Below are 18,679 nucleotides of genomic sequence, written 5' to 3'. Positions count from 1 at the left end.
ATTGATGGGCAGGAACTTGCCGCCCGGGATGGTGTTGGGCAGCGTGTCCCAGTATTCGTCGATCTCGGTGTTCTGGTAGGCCTGGAGCTTCAACTGGCCCGACGAAATCCCTGGACTGCCCGGGCGGGCGTCGGCGGTGTTGATCGAGATTTGGTTGTTCGAGCTCGCCGGCCACCACCAGCTCGCCAGGAAACCGCCCGAGGCTTCGCTCCGGGTCAGCGAAATCACGTCGCCCGCCGCCACGGCGGGCGCATTGCCGACTGTCTCAAACCACGGCAAGCCATTCCATCCGCTCATCTGTGAGCTGGCGATGTTGCCGGTGACTCCGGCCGATTGTCCGGTCAGCACTTCGAAGGCGGCATTGGCCCAGAAATTATCGGCGTAAGCCGGCCAAGTGCCGCTGTTGTTGAAGCCGAGAGCGCCGGCGGCGCCGACGCTCACCAGCGCACGGTCAATAATCGGCTCGAAACCCGGATTCAGCACAATATTCGACTGGTACTGCTCGGCCCCGTAGTAGGTCCACGGCGACAGATTGACGCCGATCCGCGGCAGATTCGAGATTCTTGCGGATGAGCTGATGGTCAGAGTTGCCGGAGTTCCACCGCGTATAGATGCGCTCGGCGCCGCCGACTGCCGTGCTCGGGCCGTGCCGAGACGCGCGAGCGTTAAGAGGGCCGTGACAGCTAAGGCTGTCGGCGTTCGGAAATTTCCCCAATGCCGCATTCTAACTCCCCCAATCGTCTGCTGAAAATTTGTGCGAGATGTCGTATGTTGTGATTCAGATCGTATTTCTCCAGAACCCGCTGACGTCCGGCGGCGCCGAAACGGCGACGCAGTTCCGGATCACGCAGCAGGCGCTCAAGCGCCGCGGTCAAGGCCTGAACATCCGACGGCATCACGAGAATGCCGTCACGTTCACTGACGATGAGCTCGGGAATCCCGGCGACGAAGGTGCTGACACAGGGAATCGCCATCGCCATCGCCTCCATCAGCACCACTGGAATGCCCTCGGCAAAGCTGGCGAGGGCGAAGAGGTCAGCGGTCCGATAGAGTTGTCGGACCTGGTCCTGGTTGAGCGCGCCGGCGAAGATCACCTGCTCGCCCAGACCGGCGGCGGCGACGGCGCGCTCGAGGCTTGCGCGATCGGGGCCCTCGCCGACCAGGCGCAGCCGCACTGCGTGGCCGCGGCGTACCAGCTCGGCGAAAGCCGCCAGCAGAATGTGTTGCCCTTTGGCGGGGACCAGACGCCCGACGCAAAGAATCTCGCAGCGCTCGGCGGTCTCGCGGCTGACGGGGGTAAAGAACTCCGGATTTACCCCCAGCGGCACCACCTCGAGTTTGTCCCAATGTTCGAACGGCGCCAGTTTCATCAGTTGACTGCGGGCAAAATAGCCGATGCAACAAATCAGCGAGGCCGCGGCGATTTTCTCTTTCAAGAGCGTCCCGGCGGTGTCGTAAAACTCGTCCGGACCATGCACCGTGAGCGAAAACTTGATGGGAAAAATGCGCGCGGCGATGAGTGCGACGGTCGCCGCGGCGTTGGCGAAATGAACATGCAGATGGCGCAGCTCCTCGGCTTCCATCCAGCGACCGATCATCACGGCCTCGACGAAGTAGAAGAACCCGAAGAGTATCCGGCGCAAGTCCAGGCCGCCGAGCGCGAGCGCGAAGCGCAACCCGCTCAGATAGGTCCCTGGGGTTCGCATCAAGGTCATGAGATGGGAACGCGCAATTTGATTCAAGCTTGCGCTTTTGACATAAAAGGTCGCGGCCGCCTCCTCCCGCTCCTCGACCGTCATCCGGGCGAGCGGCTGCTTCGGCGGATTGATTGAGGCGATTTTGACGTGAAAGTCCATACGTCGCAGTGCGGCTGCCTCCCGCAAGATGAAAGTGTGGGAGACTGCCGGATATTCGCTGACTAAATAGGCTATCCGCATAAACCAGGCGACCGGTTGCTGAACTTAGCGCCAAATATGAACACAGCGGGGCGTGCGAGTGCAAGTCAGAAAGAAGATATTTGTTTATCGATTTTTGTGTTATAACCTCTAAAAGAATTGTTAGACATGTAATAATTTCAATTCCTATAGAAGTAGATAGATTTACATCTCATTACATAGGCTTAATTAGTTTTAGTTTGACTCCGATCCTTGAGCCGCACTGAGATTCACTTAATCGGACGGGATTAGATTTGATGAACGATTGGTTGATCGCGATTGAAAGGTCAGATTGCAGTTAAGTCCGACCGCAGGCTGGATGCGATGTTTCGATAAGGCTTTTTGACGATTGCGACCACCCGTTCCTCAGGGAAGCTGGGCACAGGTCAGGCCAGCGCATTCTGCATGGCGTCTACGGGAAGGATCCTGCGCTCCTTCCGCTGGCCCGCCCCGGCGCTTAGCATGACAAGATAGCCTAAGGCTACTCTAAGTAGCGAGACGATTATGCGGGAGTGCGCAACGGCGGATACGAGAATGACAGAAGGGTCTGGGCGCCAGTGGCAGTAGCAAACTCATTCTGAGCGAGTCCGCGGAGTGAAGATAGTAGAATCTGCTTATGCCCCACTGGCGCAAAGGATTCGCCGGCAAATCCTGCGGTCGGACTGGCGGTTTGCGTTATGGGCGTTGTAGGCGTAGCGCTCGAGCTGTACTATCGCCGGTGATTTTCCCGCTGTTGACGCTGCTGCTGACGACGATTTCAGGGCACGGACAGACCGCGCGGGTCGGCGCCTCGCGCAGCGGTCGCGGCCAGCGGATCACACTCAGCCAATTGCGCCAGGAGATCGCGGCGACAATCGCGGCCGTGCAGGTCCCCGGCGCGGGTGTGGCGCTGGTCGATCGCGAGGGCGTCATCTGGAGCGGCGGGGTTGGCGTCGCGGATGCGGCGAGCGGGCGGGCGGTCACGGCAGATACTTTCTTTCGGGTCGGTTCAATCGAAAAGAGCCTGATCGCGGCCGCGATAATGCAATTGCAGGAGCGGGGGGAAATCCGGCTGGACGACGCCGCGTCACGGCTGGCGCCCGAGCTCGGGCTGGAAAATCCGTGGGCGGCGCAGGCGCCGGTAACGGTTGCGGAACTGCTCGAGCATACGGCCGGCTTGCGCGACTGCACCCCGGCCCAGTTCTTCAACTTCGACACGCGTGGAGCGGCTTTGTCCGCGGTCGAATTCTACGATCGCTTTCCCGAGCTTCGCCGCTCATGGTGGCGGCCGGGCGAGTTTTTCTCATACTCAAATCCCGGCTACGTGGCGGCCGGATATCTGATTCAAAAGGTCAGCGGCCTGCCCTACGACGAGTATCTGCGGCGCGAACTGCTGATGCCGCTCGGCATGAACGAAACCGCCGACACGCTGACGCCGAGTATCGCGGCGCGAATGGCGGTGGGTTATGTTCGCGCCGGGCACCGGGCGGTGGCCTACCAGCCGGTCTATCCCGCGGCGGCGACCGCACTGATCTCGTCGCCGGCGGAGATGGCGCGATTCGTCCGCATGTTGCTCGACGGCGGGACTCTCGACGGCCGAAAAATCCTCAGCCCGGAGTCCGTCGCGCAGATGCAAACCCCGCACAGCTCAGCCATGGCGCGCGCCGGCGAGGAGTTCGGCTATGCGCTGGGGATGGGCGCGGAACTCGATCGCGGCCGCCGCGTCTATAACAACGAGGGCGGGATCGAGGGCTACCTGTCGGCCTACGAATACGTGCCTTCGGCCGGAGTTGGGTACTTCTTCGCGATCAACGGCCAAGACGCTGGGGCCTATCGCGCGATGACGGCGCTGCGCCGGTTGCTGATGGATTATCTCCTGCAGGGTCTCCCGGAGGACTCGCCACCGGCCGCACGTCCCGCCCTCAAGCTCGACGGCGTTGAGCGCTTCACGGGCCGCTACGAGCTGGTGACGCCGGGGCAGGCCGCGCTCCCGATGCTCGACGCGATCTACGGCGCGGTCAGCGTCTATCAACACGAGGGCAGGCTTTACCAGCGATCGGTGGGAAAGCCGGCGCAGCTCCTGATTCCGCTGGCCGAGGGGCAGTTCCGTTTGGCCGACGAAGAGACGCCGTCTATCTTCTTCTTCGCGGGTGCCGGCGGCGCGCGGATGGTGCAGTCCGAGGGCGCCGGCTACCGCAGAACGACCAGCGCGTGGCCGCTCATCCGACTGTGGCTGGTGCGCGGGGCGCTGGTCGTGATCCTGACGGCGCCGCCGGCGGCGCTGTTGTGGCTGGCCGCCGCGCTCTTCACCGGCGGCCTGGGCCGGGGCTACGAGCTGGTGGGCCTGGCGCTGGCGCCGGCGGCCGGCTGCCTGCTCGTCTGCAATAAGATCGCGGCGTCGGGTGGTTCTCGAGTGGCCTACTTCAATGCGCGCACGCTCGCCTTCTTCGTCGGCGGCTGGGCCTCCGCGATGCTCTCGGCGGGCGGGTTTGTGCTCGCGCTGATCATGCTGCGCGTGCGCGCGAGCGCGACCTCGGGACGAATTTATTGGACGACGGTGGCGACAACGTTCGCTTTGATGACAGCCTATCTGGCCAGTTGGGGCGTGATCGGCTACAAGTTCTGGGTCGGTTAACAATTCAGCGATCAGCTTGACCGTCGCGCCGCGCACGAAAATACTAGGGAGCGGCCAGGTTACGAAATCCCAACTCGAATCGAGGCACAGAAAATGGCGCAAGTCGAGGAAAAAATCCGCAAGCTTAAATATCCCGGAGCGATCGACGCCGACGGCCACATCCTGGAGGCCGCGAACTGCTGGGAGGAATACTGCGAGGCGAAATATCGCGAGAAGGCTGTACGGCTCAAGGTCGACGAGGCCGGGCTCGAGTATCTGGAAGTCAACGGCGAACCCTCGCGGGTGAGCCGCGGCGGGGCCTTCGGCACGCTGGCGCAGATGGGCCAGATCACGCGTAATTCCGGGGGCGACTTTGATCGGCGCACGCGCTATGGCACGAAAGTTCCGCTGGGCGCCTGCGACGCCAATGACCGGATCAAGCGCCTCGACCTCGAAGGGCTCGACGCTGCGATTATCTACCCGAGCCTGGCGCTGACCTGGGAGACTGACACCAACGAGGTCGAGTATTCACAGGCGATGTGCCGGGCCTACAACCGCTGGGCCGTAGATTGGAGTGCGGGCAGCCGCGGACGGCTGATTCCGGTCGCGCATCTGTCGCTGACGGATCCGGCGGCGGCCGCAGTCGAGCTTGAGCGCGCGGTCAAGGCCGGTCACAAGGGCGGCTGGGTTGTGCAGTTCGTGCCGACGCGCAAGCCGCACGCCCATCCGGACCATGATCCACTGTTCGCCAAAGCGCAGGAACTCGATGTCCCGCTGGGCATCCACGTTTCGCTCGAGCCGCAATGGTGCTGGCCCGGGCGGTACGACCGGGAGTACATTCGCAAGCAGCATTGGTTCCTCAGCATCACGGCCTCGGATGCGACGCGCCATGCGCTCGCGAGTTTCATGCAGTACGGGACCTTCGACAAATTTCCGAAGCTCAAGATTGTGATTCTCGAAGTCGGCGCGGGCTGGATTCAATACTGGCTGGATCGGATGGACGCAGTCTACGACAGCGTCACGGGGCGCGGGGTGCCGCTCAAGGAGAAGCCGAGCTACTACTTCCAGCGCAATGTATGGGTCTCGGCGGATCCGGACGAGAAGTCGCTGCCGGCGATGGTCGATCTATGCGGCAGTGAGCGCTTTTTCTGGGCGACTGATTTTCCCCATCCCGATCACACCGGCAACTATATCGAGGAGCTGGAGCACTTCGGCGACAAAATCCCGGATGCGCAGCAGCGGCGCGACGTCCTCGGCGATAATCTGCGCAAGGTCTACAATCTGTCAGTTTGATTGCGCGAAATACGACTTGAAGCGCAACGGCTCGCGGCATCGCTCGCGAGCCGTTTTCAATTGCCGCCGCGTCCGGCACTCACACCGGACGATACGAGTTTCAGTGCAATTCTGTTCGGTCAATATTGACGCTGCCTTCTTTGGCTGCTAGTAAGAACTAAATTTCGGGGAAAAGGCTCATATGAAGTCATCTTTGCTTGTATTGGCGATTGTATTGACAACAATCATAACTTTGGGACAGACGTGCATTGGTACGGCCAATGCGGCGTCGTTCACGGGAAAAGTTCTAGCCGACGGAGGAGCGGTGGCGGGCGCAACCGTGACGCTGTATGCCGTCGGAAATACCGGATATGGCGCCGGCGCAACGGTGCTTGACGCCACGGCGAGCGCGACCGGCGGGAACTACACCGTCAACTACACCTGCCCGTCCAGCAGCGTCTTGACCTACGTCGCCGCGACCGGCGGAAGCGTGAAAGGGTTGAGCAATCCCGCTATCGGTTTAATTGCAGCCATCGGACCATGCGGAAATATCCGGTCAACGGCCAGCATAAACCTGAACGAGCGAACCACCGTGGGGACCGAGTGGGCGCTCACGCAATTTATTGATGCGAGCGGTGAGATTATCGGTTCGTCAGCGACCAATGCCGCTGGGCTGGCACTTGCGTACAAGAGTTACTACAACCTCGTCGCGGTCGAGGTCAGCCGGGGCTATTCGATTAGCGGCGGACCGTCAAGGTTCTTGCCTGCGGCAGACGCTTGTTCAACGAATCCGGTGGAAAATTGCAACAGCCTCGAACGGTCCGACACGCTCGCCGACATCATCGCCGCATGTGCGGGCGGTGCGGGGCCGAACTCAACGGCCTGCAGCGAGTTATTCGCTGATACCGGCACGTCGGGGAACACGCTGGCGGCGGCGTACGCGATGGCGGCGAATCCCTCGTCTAACGTTAAAGCTTTGTTCGACATTCAGGCGTTACTGGCGACTCGTCCTTACCAGCCGACGCTCGCGGCAGCTCCCGATGGTTTCGAAATCGCGCTAGCTTTGGGGGCGAATGAGGCGTTGGGATTAGCGATCGACGGCGCAGGCAACGTTTTTAACGCTGCGGGCAGCGTGGTCTTTGAGCTTACGGCTGCCAACAGTTATCGAACAATTTTGAAGCTCCGCCCGTCGACGGCCGGTCTGTTCGAGGACTTTTTCGTTGCCCTCGACACGGCCGGCAATATTTTTGCGACAGATCACGCCGACACCGGCGTGAGCGAGCTCACCAAGGTAAGTAACTACAGTGCCGGGTCTCTTTTCCAACCCTCGGGTCTAAATGCCCCATACGGCATAGCGTTGGATATTTCAGACAACCTTTTTGTGCTTGACAGCTCCGGCGCCATTAGCGAGTTGACCGCGTCGAGCGGTTACGCCACCGCCGCTAACCTGGTTGATTCCAACACAGACTATGTGCCCAGCGAGCCGCCGGTGCTGGATGCGGCGGGGGACATTTTCGTGCCGAATGCGGCCCCCCTCGGTCACGTCACGAGCGGCGTGAGCATATTCACGAACGCCTCCAATTACGCGACGGTCCTGCACGAGCCCTGTGCCGGCTGCGCGAGCCAGTCGATTACGGCAGTGGCGCTGGACGCCGGCGGGAATCTCTTCGGGCAGACAGACAACAGTGTCGTCGAGTTCACCGCGGCCAGCGAATATGCCGGCGTTCTGAGCTTCGCTCCCGTCGGCGCAGGTCTCACAGGCGGATATGCCTTCACGACCACTATCGCGCTCGATTCCGCGGCTAACGTCTTCGCAACGAACGCTTCGGGAAATCTGAGCGAACTCACTGCTGCAAGCGGTTACCAACGCGGGCTCAGCTTAACAGCAGCGTCGAACCAAAATCTCGGGTCGATCGTGCTCGATGCCGCCGGCAACGTCTGGGTGGGCGGTTCATCATCTGCAATTGAGTTCCTGGGACTAGCGCACCCAGTCCTGACGCCACTGCAAGCCTGCCTCAAACGTGGGCACGCGGTCTGCGCGCCGTAAGGCCGCTCGAATCCGCAATGTCCAGCGGCCCGCGAGCGATGCTCGCGGGCCGCTCGCTGCGTTTTCAAACGATGACCAATCCGTCAAGATCAATCTAGATCCCACCAGTGCACTAAAGCCAACGCCGTCTCAACTGTTCGGGCAGAGTTACCCTTCGCTGATCTGCCATTGGAGGTCCTCGCGACGCACGTGAATCGCCGCTCAGAATCGAAGTTAGGACCAGCATCGAGAACTTCCAACGACACCTCTTGAGCGCTCCCATCTTTCGCGTTCCGCCACAACAAGAAGTCTTTCTTTCGATAGACCTCCAAAATACCCGGCAACTGAAGTCGAACGATATCCAACACCTGTTCGTCCTGTAACATCACATTCTCCTCGCGCTTTGTACGTTTACTCGTCATCATCACTGAGATTGTCAAAACTCGCGTGCTGCACGCGATCGAAGCGCCCCCGCTTCCTCATCCCCGAGGTACCGACTGCTTCGTCAGAAATGGTCGAGCCGAGCATGCCGCAGGCGGTCCTCACGCTATCGGGTCCAAAACCAAGGGCTCCAAGAGCCTCCGCGAGAATTTCCTTCTTGCGTGACGTGGAATTCCGAGTATCGAACCAATATTCTGTGCCGGGAATCGGATGTACGTTCGCGCTTTTTCCTGCTTCTTCGAGTTCGCGTTTGCTCGTGGAGATATACTTCCGCCTGCTGGCCCGGTTGTTCATAGCGGGTACAGCGGCCTCTGCGAATAATCGTGGATTGTTTTGCGCAATCCAGGATAGGATCTCGAGAAACCGGCTTTTGACGTCTCTGACTCGCATCTTTTCGCTGGACCCCAGGAAATCCTCCAGAGCTGCGCTTATGTCATCTCCCAGTGGATCTCTAGCTACATCGATGTAAGCCCCGTTTTGCCCTTGTGTCGAAGTTCGGCTGCTCATCTCGCCACTCTTCAATTCGCGCCAGATTACTTCTGTCGGGCTTTCGTTGAAGCGCTGCTGGCGCGCGACCAGAAAGTCATAAAGCTGATCATCGATTTCAATTAACTTCATTGTTCCGCCTCTAAAACGAGAATGTCAGAGAGAATCCTAGAATGTTCCGACATTCTTGTCAACCTCTGGCCCTCAGGCTTTCGGTGCAAACGCACAGCGGCCCGAATATAAGGCTCCGAGGATGGGGCTAAGAGAGCGGAATTATGGAAAAACGCGAACGGCCCGAGCGCGATGGCGCCCGAGCCGTTGCTGCTAATGACTCAGCGAACTAGTTACTTCACGGTCCAGACGTCGCCGCGGGCAAGCAGGGCTTTTAGATCGCCGGGGCCTTGCTTGGCGCGGGCTTCTTCGAGCTGCAGGTTCATCGCGCCGTCGTAGGTCGGCCGCGAGGTCGCATAGAAGACGCCGAGCGGAGTCGGCAGCGGTGGCTCGAAATTTCCGAGCATAAAGGCAAGTGACAGGTTGCTCTCGTCATGGACAACGAGATCAGCTTCGGTGACGCCATTGCCGAGCGCGACGACCTCGGGCCGCTGCCCGTTCATGCGGATGCCCTTGTCGCGATTTTTGCCGAAGATCAGCGGCTTGCCATTTTCCAGCACCAGTTGATGGTCGGCCTTGATGGCCTTGTCAGTGACGTCGTTGAAGGCGCCGTCATTGAAGATGTTGCAGTTCTGCAGAATCTCCATGAAGGAAGCGCCGCGATGGGCGTGCGCCCGCTGGAGCATCGCGCCGAGGTGCTTCTGTTCGACATCGACGGTGCGGCAGACGAAGCTCGCGTGAGTGCCGAGCGCGACGGTGATCGGATTGAAGGGGAAATCGACCGAGCCTGCCGGCGTCGACTTGGTCACCTTGCCGACTTCGGAGGTGGGCGAGTATTGCCCCTTGGTCAGGCCGTAGATCTTGTTGTTGAAGAGCAGAATCTTCACGTCGAGGTTGCGCCGCAGGCAGTGGATCAGATGATTGCCGCCGATCGAGAGGCCGTCGCCGTCGCCGGTGACGACCCAGACGTCGAGCTCCGGACGGCTGACCTTAAGGCCGGTGGCGAAGGCCGGAGCGCGGCCGTGAATCGTGTGGAAGCCGTAGGTATTCATGTAGTAGGGGAAGCGGCTGGAGCAGCCGATACCGGAGATGAAGACGGTTTTTTCGCGCGGGATACCGAACTCGGGCATCATCTTCTGGACCTGGGCGAGGATGGCGTAATCGCCGCATCCGGGGCACCAGCGCACTTCCTGGTCAGAGACAAAATCCTTACGTGTGAGAGCGGTAGCCATATTTTCTCTCTTCAGGCCTCGAGGGCCCGGGAAATTCGGTTATTGAGTTCGCTGACCTTGAATGGACGACCCTGGATTTTGTTGCAGCCGATCGCGTCGATCAGATAATCGGCGCGGATCATCCGCAGCAACTGACCCATGTTCATCTCGGCGACCATGACTTTTTTGAACTTGCGCAACTGCTTGCCGAGGTCCGCGGGCAGCGGATTGAGATAGCGCAGATGGATATGGGAGACGCGCTTGCCCTTGGCGCGCAATTGCTTGACGGCTTCGCGAATCGAGCCGTAGGTGGAACCCCAGCCGAGCATCACGAAGTCACCGCCGTCGGGGTCGCCGAAGATTTCGGTGGGTGGAACTTCGCGCGCGATGCCGGCGATTTTGCGCGCGCGCGTGCGCACCATCAGTTCGTTGTTGGCGGGCGAGTAGCTGATGTTGCCGGTCTGGTCCTCGCCGGAAATGCCGCCGATGCGATGTTCGAGTCCGGGGGTGCCGGGAATCGCCCATGGCCGCGAGAGGGTTTCGGGGTCGCGCAGGTAGGGAAGAAAGCCCTCGGGGTCGGTGCGAAATTCAACTTTGATTTCCGGCAGCTTGTCGACATCGGGAAGCAGCCAGGGTTCGGCGCCGTTGGCGAGCTGGCCGTCGGTCATCAGAATCACCGGCGTCATGTACTTGATTGCGATGCGCGCCGCTTCGTAGGCGCAGTCAAAACAATCGGCGGGCGTGGAGGCCGCGATAATCGGGATCGGCGACTCGCCGTGGCGCCCGTACATGGCCATCAGGAGGTCGGCCTGCTCGGGCTTGGTCGGCATCCCGGTGGAGGGGCCGGCGCGCTGAATATCGGTGATGATGAGAGGCAGCTCGGTTTTGACCGCGAGGCCGATCGCCTCGGCCTTGAGATTCATGCCGGGGCCCGAGGTGGTGGTAATGCCGATCGCGCCGCCGAAGGCCGCGCCGATCGCTGAGCTGACGCCCGCGATCTCGTCCTCAGCCTGAAACGTATAGATCGGGAAGTTCTTGAAGCCGGCGAGATCGTGCAGGATGTCGCTGGCCGGGGTGATTGGATAGGAACCGAGAAAGAGTGGGCGGCCGGACTTGACCGAGGCCGCGACAAAACCTAGCGCGGTGGCCGTATTGCCGGTGATATTGCGATAGACCCCGGGCGCAATCCGGGCCGGCGCGACCTGATACGAGCTAGCGAACATCTCGGTGGTCTCGCCATAGTGGTAGCCCGCCTTGAGCGCTTTCAGATTCGCCGCAAGCAGCTCGGGAGTCTTCTTGAAACGCCCTTCGAGCCATTTCTCCGTGCTCTCGACCGGCCGCTGATAGAGCCATGAAATCATGCCAAGGACAAAGAGATTGCGGCAGCGAAAGACGGCGCGGTTGTTGAGGCCGGTATCGTGCAAGGCGTTGGTCGTGAGCTTGGTGACCTCGACCTGAAAGAGCTGGTACTTGTCGAGCGAATGATCGTTGAGCGGATTTTTGGCGTAGCCGGCGCGCTTGACGTTGGCGTCGTTGAAGGCTTCGCGATCGACGATAATCACGCCGTTGGGCGGGACGTCATCGAGGTTGGCCTTGAGCGCGGCGGGATTCATCGCGACCAAGACGGTCGGCTCGTCGCCGGCGGTAAAGACCTCGTTGCTGGAAAAATTGACCTGGAAGCCGCTGACGCCGGCGATGGTGCCGGCGGGAGCGCGGATTTCGGCGGGAAAGTCCGGCAGCGTCGCGATGTCGTTGCCGGCCATCGCAGATTCTGCGGTAAACTGCATCCCGGCCAACTGCATGCCATCGCCCGAGTCGCCGGCGAAACGCACGACGACGCTGTCGCGGCTTTCGCCCTTTTTTGGCGCTGCGCCGCCGCCTAGAGCCGAGGATCCGGCCGTCGCTCCGGCCGCCTCCGGTGGTAGAGCCATCCGATTCAACACTCCTTGCACCGCCCGTGGGCTGGCGCTGGTCTCCGCATACAGCGGGATGAAAATTCAACCGTCGGGAAAAAACTATAGCTAATGCTCACTGTATAAAAAAGGGTCAGCGATTGCATCCGGGGCGGCCACAGGCTCACGCACTCTCGCCGACGAGCAGGCGGGCGAATTGCGCCTCGTCGAGGGTCTTGACTCCGAGCTCGACGGCCTTGGTAAGCTTTGAGCCTGCCTCGACGCCGGCAACGACAAAATCGGTTTTGCGGCTGACCGTCGCGGTGACGCGGCCGCCGGCGGCGAGGATGCGGCGCTGGGCTTCGTCGCGCGTCATCGACTCGAGCGTGCCGGTCAGGACGAAGGTTTTGTCGCGAATTGCGGCGAGGCCGGTGGCGGGCGCGGGCGGCGGCGCGATCTGCAGCACCTTCGCCAGCCGCTCGACGGTTTGGCGATTACGCGGCTCGTCGAAGTACTCGCGGATACTGCGCGCGACCTCGCCGCCGACATCGCGCACGGCGGTGAGCTCGTCTTCGGTGGCGTCCATCAGCGCGGTGATCGCGCCGAAGCGCTGTGCCAGCGCGCGCGCGGTGCTCTCGCCGACGTGGCGGATACCGAGGCCGTTAATCAGGCGGTCCAGCGTCGCATGCTTGGATCGTTCGATCGCCGCGAGGATATTTTCCGCACTTTTATCTGCCATCCGTTCCAGTTGGAGCAGTTTAGGTTTTTCGATCTTGTAGAGGTCGTCGAGTTCCTTGACCAGGCCGCTCTCGACCAGCTGCGCGACCAACTTGTCGCCAAGCCCGTCGATATCGAGCGCGGCCTTGGAAGCGAAGTGACGAATCGATTCGCGCATCCGCGCCGGACAGTTCGCGTTGACGCAGAAATAACCGACCTCGCCTTCCTCATGAACAATCGCAGCGCCGCAATTCGGACAGTGGGCGGGCATCGCGAATTTGGCGCGGCGCGGCTCGGCGGGCTGCGTAACGCGGACCACATAAGGAATCACATCGCCGGCTCTTTCGATGAGGACGGTGTCGCCAACCCGCACGTCCTTGCGGCGGATCTCGTCGAGGTTGTGCAGGGAGGCGTTGGAGATCGTGACGCCGGCCAACTGGACCGGTTCGAGCTTGGCCACCGGCGTCAGCGAGCCGATGCGCCCGACCTGGACGCTGATTTCGCGCACGCGGGTCTCGGCCTGCTGGGCCTTGAACTTGTAGGCGACGGCCCAGCGGGGAGAGCGCGAGACTTCGCCGAGACGATTTTGCAATTCGACTGAATTAACTTTCGCGACGACGCCGTCGGCCTCGTAATCGAGCGAGTGACGCCGCTCGGTTAGATCGTCCCAGTAGGCGAGCACTTCCTGAACACCGCAGCATCGCCGCGACAGCGGATTGATGCGCAGGCCGAACTCGCGCAGCCCCTCGAGAAAGTCCCATTGGCTCGGGAAGCTTACGCCCTCGATCACGCCGGGCGAATGGCAGAAAATCTCGAGCGGGCGGGACGCGGTGATTTTCGGATCGAGCTGGCGCAGCGAACCCGCCGCGGCATTGCGCGGATTGGCGAAGGGCGGCTCGCCGGCGGCGACGCGCTCCTCGTTGAGCCGGGCAAAGCCGCGGCGTGGGAAGATCACTTCGCCGCGCACTTCGAGCAGCTTGGGGATGGCGCGATCGCGGGGTTTGAGCAGGCGCAGCGGGATACTCTTGATCGTGCGGATATTCTGCGTGACGTCCTCGCCGTTGAGGCCGTCGCCGCGCGTCGAGCCGGTCAGCAGGCGGCCGTCTTCGTAGACCAGCTCAATCGCGAGGCCGTCGAGCTTGACCTCGGCGACATACTCAATCTCAGTGTCGTCCCTGAGAAAGCGCTTGATGCGCTGATCGAACTCGATCATCTCGGCGGCGTCCATCGCGTTGGCCAGGGAGAGCATCATCTGGCGATGGACCACGACGGCGAACTTGTCACTCGGCGCGGCGCCGACACGCTGCGTCGGCGAGTCGCTGGTCAGCAGCTCCGGATGCTCGCGCTCGAGGGTCTCGAGCCGGCGCATCAGCAGGTCGTATTCGGCGTCGGTGACTGCGGGATCGTCGAGGACGTAGTAGCGATAATTGTGCTGGCGGATCTGTTCGCGCAGCCGCTCAGCCTCGGCTGCGGGATTGGACGGCTGCCGGGTCATCGCAGAAGCGTCAGCGGCTGTAGCCCATCGCGCTGAGGAAGTCCTCAAGGTTGTCGAAGCGCATATACATATTGTGACGCTTCTGCTCGGCGATCGTCGTGCTCGATTCGGAGGAATAGGCGTGGCCGGGATAAACTACTGTGGCGTCGTCGAGATTCTTCAACGTGTGATTGAGGCTGTGGTACATATCTGCGGGATTTGCGCCCGGCAGATCCACGCGTCCGCAGGAGTTGACGAACAGGGTATCGCCCGAAATCAAATTGCCGTCGACGAGAAAGCACTGCGAGCCGGGCGTATGGCCGGGAGTATGGATGAACTTGACCTCGAGGTTGCCGACCTTGAAAACGTCGCCGGCCTCGACCGTCACGAGGTCGGAATCGCTGAGGCCGGAAACTTTCTTGACGCCCTCGACCTCATGCTTGTTGACGTAAACTTTGGCCTTGATCTTCGCGAGCATATCGGCCGCGCCTTGAATACTCTGTCCCATCAGATTACCGCCGAGATGGTCCTGATGATAATGCGTAATGAGTATTTGCTCGATCGTGTAACCTTTCTTATTGGTATAGTCGATTATGCGATCGACCTCCCAGGCCGGATCGACCACGGCCGCTTTGTGCGTAGAAGGATCGCCGATGATATAGACGAAATTCGCCATCGGTCCGAGCTGCGCCTGGACGAGCGCAAGTTTCTGTTCCGGGTTATCCATATGTGATCTCGCTAGGGAAATCTCGGAGGAATGAGCGGCTTTGGCGGAAGCCGGGATTCTTCGCTACGCGCAGAATGACAAAAAAGGCTTCTCATTTTGTAACTGACATTGATGACGGACCACTTCACGCTTTCTTCTTCGCTGCGGGCCGCGCCGGTTCGGGGCTGAGGCGGAGGCCGCGATCCCAGAGATATTCGGGCTCCGCGAGGAGTTTCGCCACCCAGCGCGATTGCACGAAGAGATGATCGCTGAGGCGGTTGATGTAGACGATTAGCCCGTCGCTGATTGGCTCCTCGCGCTTGACCGCCCAGCAGACGCGTTCGGCGCGCCGGCAGACGGTGCGAGCCTGATGCAGAAAGGCGTTGAGCACGCCGCCGCCCGGCAAGGTGAAGGATTTCAGCGGCGCGAGGTCGCGCTGCATCCGATCCATTTCGCGTTCAAGCAATTTGGTCTCGGCCTCGCCAACTCGATGCATGCCCTCGTACTCGCCGTCGGGCGGCGTCGCGAGTTCGCTGCCAACGTCGAAGAGTTCGTTCTGAATCCGCCGCAGCATCTCGGCGTACGAATCGAATTCCTTGCCGAAGCCTGCGCGATAGTCGGGCAGGTAGGTGCGCACGAGACCGACGACGGCGTTCAACTCGTCGATGGTGCCGTAGGCCTCGAGGCGGCCCGACTCCTTGGGCACGCGCGCGCCACCGACCAAGGCCGTCAGCCCCTTGTCGCCAGTGCGGGTGTAGATGCGGGTCAAACGAATCGGCATCGGAGAAAATCCTTCGCGTCAGAGCAGGGCGCGCGGCGCTTCGCGCTTGGGCGGATTCGGCGGCGGCTCAGCTCTTGCGCTGGAGCGAGAACTCCTCGAGCAGCTTGGCGGCGCGTTCCTGAGCGGAACCCATCCGCTGCGTGCGCAGGAAGAACTGGACGATCTCCTCGTAACCGGCCTGGCCGCCGGGGCTCGCGATGTCGACCAGCTCTTCGATCAGGCTGGGAAATTTCTCGCCTGGGATGTAGTAGTTGGCCCAGCCGAAATTGCAGTAACGATGGAGAATTTTAGCGATGGTCTTTTCGATCGACTCACGCTGATTCCCGCTCGCGCTTGTGTCTTGCGCCAACTCGATCCTCCCGCCGCGTGCGGCGCGACTCCGCTGATGTTCTGGAGTTTACTTAATTGCGCCGTCGGAGCGCCAGCGGGTGACATCCTCGGGCGAGTAGCCAAGGTCGGCGAGGATGGCGTCGGTATGCTGGCCCATCTGCGGCGCGACCGAGCGAATCGAGCCTGGGGTCTCCGAGAGCTTCATCGCGACGCCGACCTGTTTGACCGTGCCGCCGTCGGCGGTCGGTACTTCGACGATCATGTTGCGGGCGCGAATCTGCGGGTCGTGTTCAAGCTCGTCGAGCGTGAGCATCTTGCCGACGCAGATGTCGGCCTTGATCAGCAGGTCGAACCATTCGTCGCGGGTTTTAGTCTTGAAGATCGCAGTGAAGCGCTCGCGCATCGCCGGCCACCGGGCCTTGTTGTTCTGATCGGCGGCGAACTCCTCGACGCCGAGCGCGCGGCAGAGGTTGGCGTAGAACCACGGCTCCATCGAGCCGATCGTGATGATTTTGCCGTCGCCAGTAACGTAACGGCTGTAGTGCGGCGCGGCGCCGTCCATCGCGGTAGTCCCGCGAGCGGGCACGCGGCCGCTGGAGTAATGGGCAGAGAGCGCCTGCGCCAACAGCAGCATAACGCCATCGAGCATCGCGATGTCGACGTACTGGCCGCGGCCGGATTGCCCGCGCGCGACGAGTGCGGCGAGGACGCCGATCGCCGCGTGCATTCCGCCGCCGGCATAGTCGGCGAGCCAGTTCCAGGGAATCGCGGGCAGGCCGTCAGTCGGACCCATCAGGGAGAGCGCGCCGGCAGTCGCGATGTAGTTGAGGTCGTGGCCAACGAAGTTTTTGTAGGGCCCGGTCTGACCGAAGCCGGTGACGGCGCAGTAGATGAGGCGTTTGTTGCGCGAGGACAGGGTTTCATAGTCGATGCCGAGGCGTTTGGCGACGCCCGGGCGGAATTCCTCGACGACGACGTCGGCGCGCTGGGCGAGGCGGAGATAGATCTCCTTGCCCGGGCCGCTCTTGAGATTAAGTGCAATCGAGCGCTTGTTGCGCGCGAGCGCATTGGCGGGCGAGGCGCTGGGCCGCGGCGCCTTGACGTCGCCCCCGCCGGCTTGCTGCGCGCGCCGCCCCGAGGGCGGGCCCGGCTCGTCCACACGAATAATATCCGCGCCGAGGTCGCCGAGGATCATCGTGCAATGAGGTCCGGGGGCAAGCTTGGTGAGGTCGAGAACCTTGATACCGGTCAGTGGCGCGTCGCCGGGCATGGGTGGTGCTCCTTAATCAAATAAGCGCAATGACTTAGCCGGACGCTAGCATAAACGCGCTTCACCGGCGTGAGCGCTGGGTTAGCGTTCGAGTTCGCCGCTGATAAACTTCTCGACGCGATCACGCGCAATGTCGTCGGCTATTTGCCGCGGCGGATGCTTCATCGTGTAGGCCGCGATCGAATAGAGCGGCCCGCCGATTTTGCGATCACGCGCCAGCTTGAGGCAGCGGATCGCGTCGATCACCACGCCGCCCGAATTCGGTGAATCCTGCACCGACATCCGCAGCTCGAGTTCGATCGGAATACCGGCGAAGCCCTCGCCCTCGATGCGTAAAAAGCAAACCTTGTTATCGTTCTGCCAGGGGATGTAATCCGACGGCCCGATATGCACGTCAACATCGGGCATCCGCTCGGGCAACACGCTCTGCACCGCTTCGGTCTTGGACTTGCGCTTGGAGCCCAAGCGGGCGCGATCGAGCATGTTGAGAAAGTCGGTGTTGCCGCCGGTGTTGAGCTGATAGGTGTGGCGGAGCTTGATCCCGCGATCGGCGAAGAGTTTCATGATGGCGCGATGGAGAATCGTCGAGCCGAGTTGCGACTTGACGTCGTCGCCGACGACGGGAATTTTGCGCTCGGTGAATTCCGCCGCCCACTTGTCATTCGAGACGATAAAGACCGGCATGCAATTGAGCAGGCTGACGCCGGTTTCGAGACAGGCGCGGGCGTAGCGCTCGACCGCCTTCTGGCTGCCGACCGGCAGATAACAGAGCATCACTTCGGCGCCGCTGTCGCGCAGGCGCTTTTCAATATCAACCGGACGATCCTTGGCTGCGATGAAGGTGCGCTCGGGTGGGTAGTTGGCCATGTGCGGCGCGATGCCGTCGTGGATTTCGCCCATCTCGACGTTGACGCCGCAGTGCGGCAAATCCGGCCAGATCCGCACCGTGTTATTGGGCAGGGCGAAGCAGGCCTCATCGAGCGGCCGTCCGACCTTGCGTGCGTCGACGTCGAAGGCGCAGGCGACTTCGAGGTCGGCGGGGCGGTAGCCACCCAAATCGTAATGCATCAGCCCAATCGGCTTTTGCAAGTCGGCGACCGACGCCTGCTTATAGTGCTCCAGGCCCTGGAGCAGCGAGGATGCGCAATTACCTACCCCGACGATTGCTAACCGAATTTTGGACATCGCCCTCTTGAGTCAGCCGCTGTCTCACGATCGCGGCGTCTATCCCGCTATCGCCGCCTCTCCTGGCGAATTCATGCCGACGCGACATTCTTAACGGAGCGGGAACCTAAAGTAAATTCTCCGTCAAGTTTTCCAATTGAGCTTTTAAGCCAAAGAGGCGATGACAGCTATCCAGGACGTAACTTGGACGATGATCGAGCATTTGACGCGGCGATGTTGCCGGTTGTGGAAAGATCGCGTATCTGGAGGT

At 61.4% G+C, this 18,679-nt stretch carries 14 protein-coding genes; 3 read left to right on the top strand and 11 right to left on the bottom strand.

From position 1 onward, the window contains the following. Both VKS22_12325 and VKS22_12320 read right to left on the bottom strand, forming a co-directional pair. A partial coding sequence (locus VKS22_12325) for a hypothetical protein (protein ID HLW71396.1) occupies nucleotides 1–723 on the bottom strand: 723 nt, incomplete at its 3' end. Further along, nucleotides 684–1,883 carry a glycosyltransferase family 4 protein gene (locus tag VKS22_12320; protein ID HLW71395.1) on the bottom strand — a complete coding sequence of 400 codons (1,200 nt, stop codon included), beginning with the start codon at nucleotides 1,881–1,883 and terminating at the stop codon, nucleotides 684–686. The genes VKS22_12325 and VKS22_12320, both read right to left, overlap by 40 nt. Nucleotides 1,884–2,652: 769 nt before the next feature. On the opposite strand from VKS22_12320, the gene VKS22_12315 reads away from it, so the two are divergent. From VKS22_12315 to VKS22_12305, 3 genes are all read left to right on the top strand, one after another. Then, the gene (locus tag VKS22_12315; GenBank protein HLW71394.1) at nucleotides 2,653–4,548 is read left to right on the top strand and encodes a serine hydrolase domain-containing protein; all 1,896 of its coding nucleotides are present in this window, start codon (nucleotides 2,653–2,655) and stop codon (nucleotides 4,546–4,548) included. 93 nt (nucleotides 4,549–4,641) lie between these two features. Continuing rightward, a complete protein-coding gene (locus VKS22_12310) occupies nucleotides 4,642–5,820 on the top strand; it encodes an amidohydrolase family protein (protein ID HLW71393.1) in 1,179 nt (392 codons plus the stop codon). Nucleotides 5,821–6,001: 181 nt separating this feature from the next. Then, nucleotides 6,002–7,846 (top strand): hypothetical protein, encoded by a 1,845-nt coding sequence (locus VKS22_12305; GenBank protein HLW71392.1) that lies wholly within the window; start codon nucleotides 6,002–6,004, stop codon nucleotides 7,844–7,846. A 390-nt stretch (nucleotides 7,847–8,236) separates the two neighbouring features. Here VKS22_12305 and VKS22_12300 read toward each other — a convergent pair whose 3' ends face one another. The 9 genes from VKS22_12300 to VKS22_12260 all read right to left on the bottom strand — a co-directional run bounded on the left by VKS22_12300 (nucleotide 8,237) and on the right by VKS22_12260 (nucleotide 18,429). Then, entirely contained in the window at nucleotides 8,237–8,884 is a 648-nt protein-coding gene (locus VKS22_12300) for a hypothetical protein (protein ID HLW71391.1), read from the bottom strand. 212 nt (nucleotides 8,885–9,096) lie between these two features. Then, nucleotides 9,097–10,095 carry a 2-oxoacid:ferredoxin oxidoreductase subunit beta gene (locus tag VKS22_12295; protein HLW71390.1) on the bottom strand — a complete coding sequence of 333 codons (999 nt, stop codon included), beginning with the start codon at nucleotides 10,093–10,095 and terminating at the stop codon, nucleotides 9,097–9,099. A gap of 11 nt (nucleotides 10,096–10,106) precedes the next feature. Next, nucleotides 10,107–12,005 carry a 2-oxoacid:acceptor oxidoreductase subunit alpha gene (locus VKS22_12290; protein HLW71389.1) on the bottom strand — a complete coding sequence of 633 codons (1,899 nt, stop codon included), beginning with the start codon at nucleotides 12,003–12,005 and terminating at the stop codon, nucleotides 10,107–10,109. Between the two features lie 145 nt (nucleotides 12,006–12,150). Next, the gene (gene ligA / locus VKS22_12285) at nucleotides 12,151–14,178 is read right to left on the bottom strand and encodes an NAD-dependent DNA ligase LigA (protein HLW71388.1); all 2,028 of its coding nucleotides are present in this window, start codon (nucleotides 14,176–14,178) and stop codon (nucleotides 12,151–12,153) included. A 10-nt stretch (nucleotides 14,179–14,188) separates the two neighbouring features. After that, the gene (locus tag VKS22_12280; GenBank protein HLW71387.1) at nucleotides 14,189–14,884 is read right to left on the bottom strand and encodes an MBL fold metallo-hydrolase; all 696 of its coding nucleotides are present in this window, start codon (nucleotides 14,882–14,884) and stop codon (nucleotides 14,189–14,191) included. Nucleotides 14,885–15,008: 124 nt separating this feature from the next. Then, nucleotides 15,009–15,644: a cob(I)yrinic acid a,c-diamide adenosyltransferase gene (locus VKS22_12275; protein ID HLW71386.1), complete on the bottom strand. Its 636-nt coding sequence runs from the start codon at nucleotides 15,642–15,644 to the stop codon at nucleotides 15,009–15,011. A 67-nt stretch (nucleotides 15,645–15,711) separates the two neighbouring features. Next, nucleotides 15,712–15,993: a hypothetical protein gene (locus VKS22_12270; protein HLW71385.1), complete on the bottom strand. Its 282-nt coding sequence runs from the start codon at nucleotides 15,991–15,993 to the stop codon at nucleotides 15,712–15,714. Nucleotides 15,994–16,041: 48 nt separating this feature from the next. Then, a complete protein-coding gene (locus VKS22_12265) occupies nucleotides 16,042–17,244 on the bottom strand; it encodes a CaiB/BaiF CoA-transferase family protein (GenBank protein ID HLW71384.1) in 1,203 nt (400 codons plus the stop codon). A gap of 81 nt (nucleotides 17,245–17,325) precedes the next feature. Continuing rightward, nucleotides 17,326–18,429 carry an inositol-3-phosphate synthase gene (locus VKS22_12260; protein HLW71383.1) on the bottom strand — a complete coding sequence of 368 codons (1,104 nt, stop codon included), beginning with the start codon at nucleotides 18,427–18,429 and terminating at the stop codon, nucleotides 17,326–17,328. Nucleotides 18,430–18,679 lie beyond the last annotated feature (250 nt).

Source organism: Candidatus Binataceae bacterium (genome assembly GCA_035308025.1).
Taxonomy (GTDB): Bacteria; Desulfobacterota; Binatia; order Binatales; family Binataceae; genus JAJPHI01.
Note: the sequence above shows the minus strand (reverse complement) of the source record. Positions and strands in the feature narration are given on the sequence as shown.

Excerpts from the sequence above, each read along its gene's own strand:
- VKS22_12295 (HLW71390.1), bottom strand. The coding sequence starts at position 10,095 with ATGGCTACCGCTCTCACACGTAAGGATTTTGTCTCTGACCAGGAAGTG.
- VKS22_12310 (HLW71393.1), top strand. The coding sequence starts at position 4,642 with ATGGCGCAAGTCGAGGAAAAAATCCGCAAGCTTAAATATCCCGGAGCG.
- ligA (HLW71388.1), bottom strand. The coding sequence starts at position 14,178 with ATGACCCGGCAGCCGTCCAATCCCGCAGCCGAGGCTGAGCGGCTGCGC.
- VKS22_12275 (HLW71386.1), bottom strand. The coding sequence starts at position 15,644 with ATGCCGATTCGTTTGACCCGCATCTACACCCGCACTGGCGACAAGGGG.
- VKS22_12260 (HLW71383.1), bottom strand. The coding sequence starts at position 18,429 with ATGTCCAAAATTCGGTTAGCAATCGTCGGGGTAGGTAATTGCGCATCC.
- VKS22_12290 (HLW71389.1), bottom strand. The coding sequence starts at position 12,005 with ATGGCTCTACCACCGGAGGCGGCCGGAGCGACGGCCGGATCCTCGGCT.
- VKS22_12265 (HLW71384.1), bottom strand. The coding sequence starts at position 17,244 with ATGCCCGGCGACGCGCCACTGACCGGTATCAAGGTTCTCGACCTCACC.
- VKS22_12300 (HLW71391.1), bottom strand. The coding sequence starts at position 8,884 with ATGAAGTTAATTGAAATCGATGATCAGCTTTATGACTTTCTGGTCGCG.
- VKS22_12305 (HLW71392.1), top strand. The coding sequence starts at position 6,002 with ATGAAGTCATCTTTGCTTGTATTGGCGATTGTATTGACAACAATCATA.
- VKS22_12280 (HLW71387.1), bottom strand. The coding sequence starts at position 14,884 with ATGGATAACCCGGAACAGAAACTTGCGCTCGTCCAGGCGCAGCTCGGA.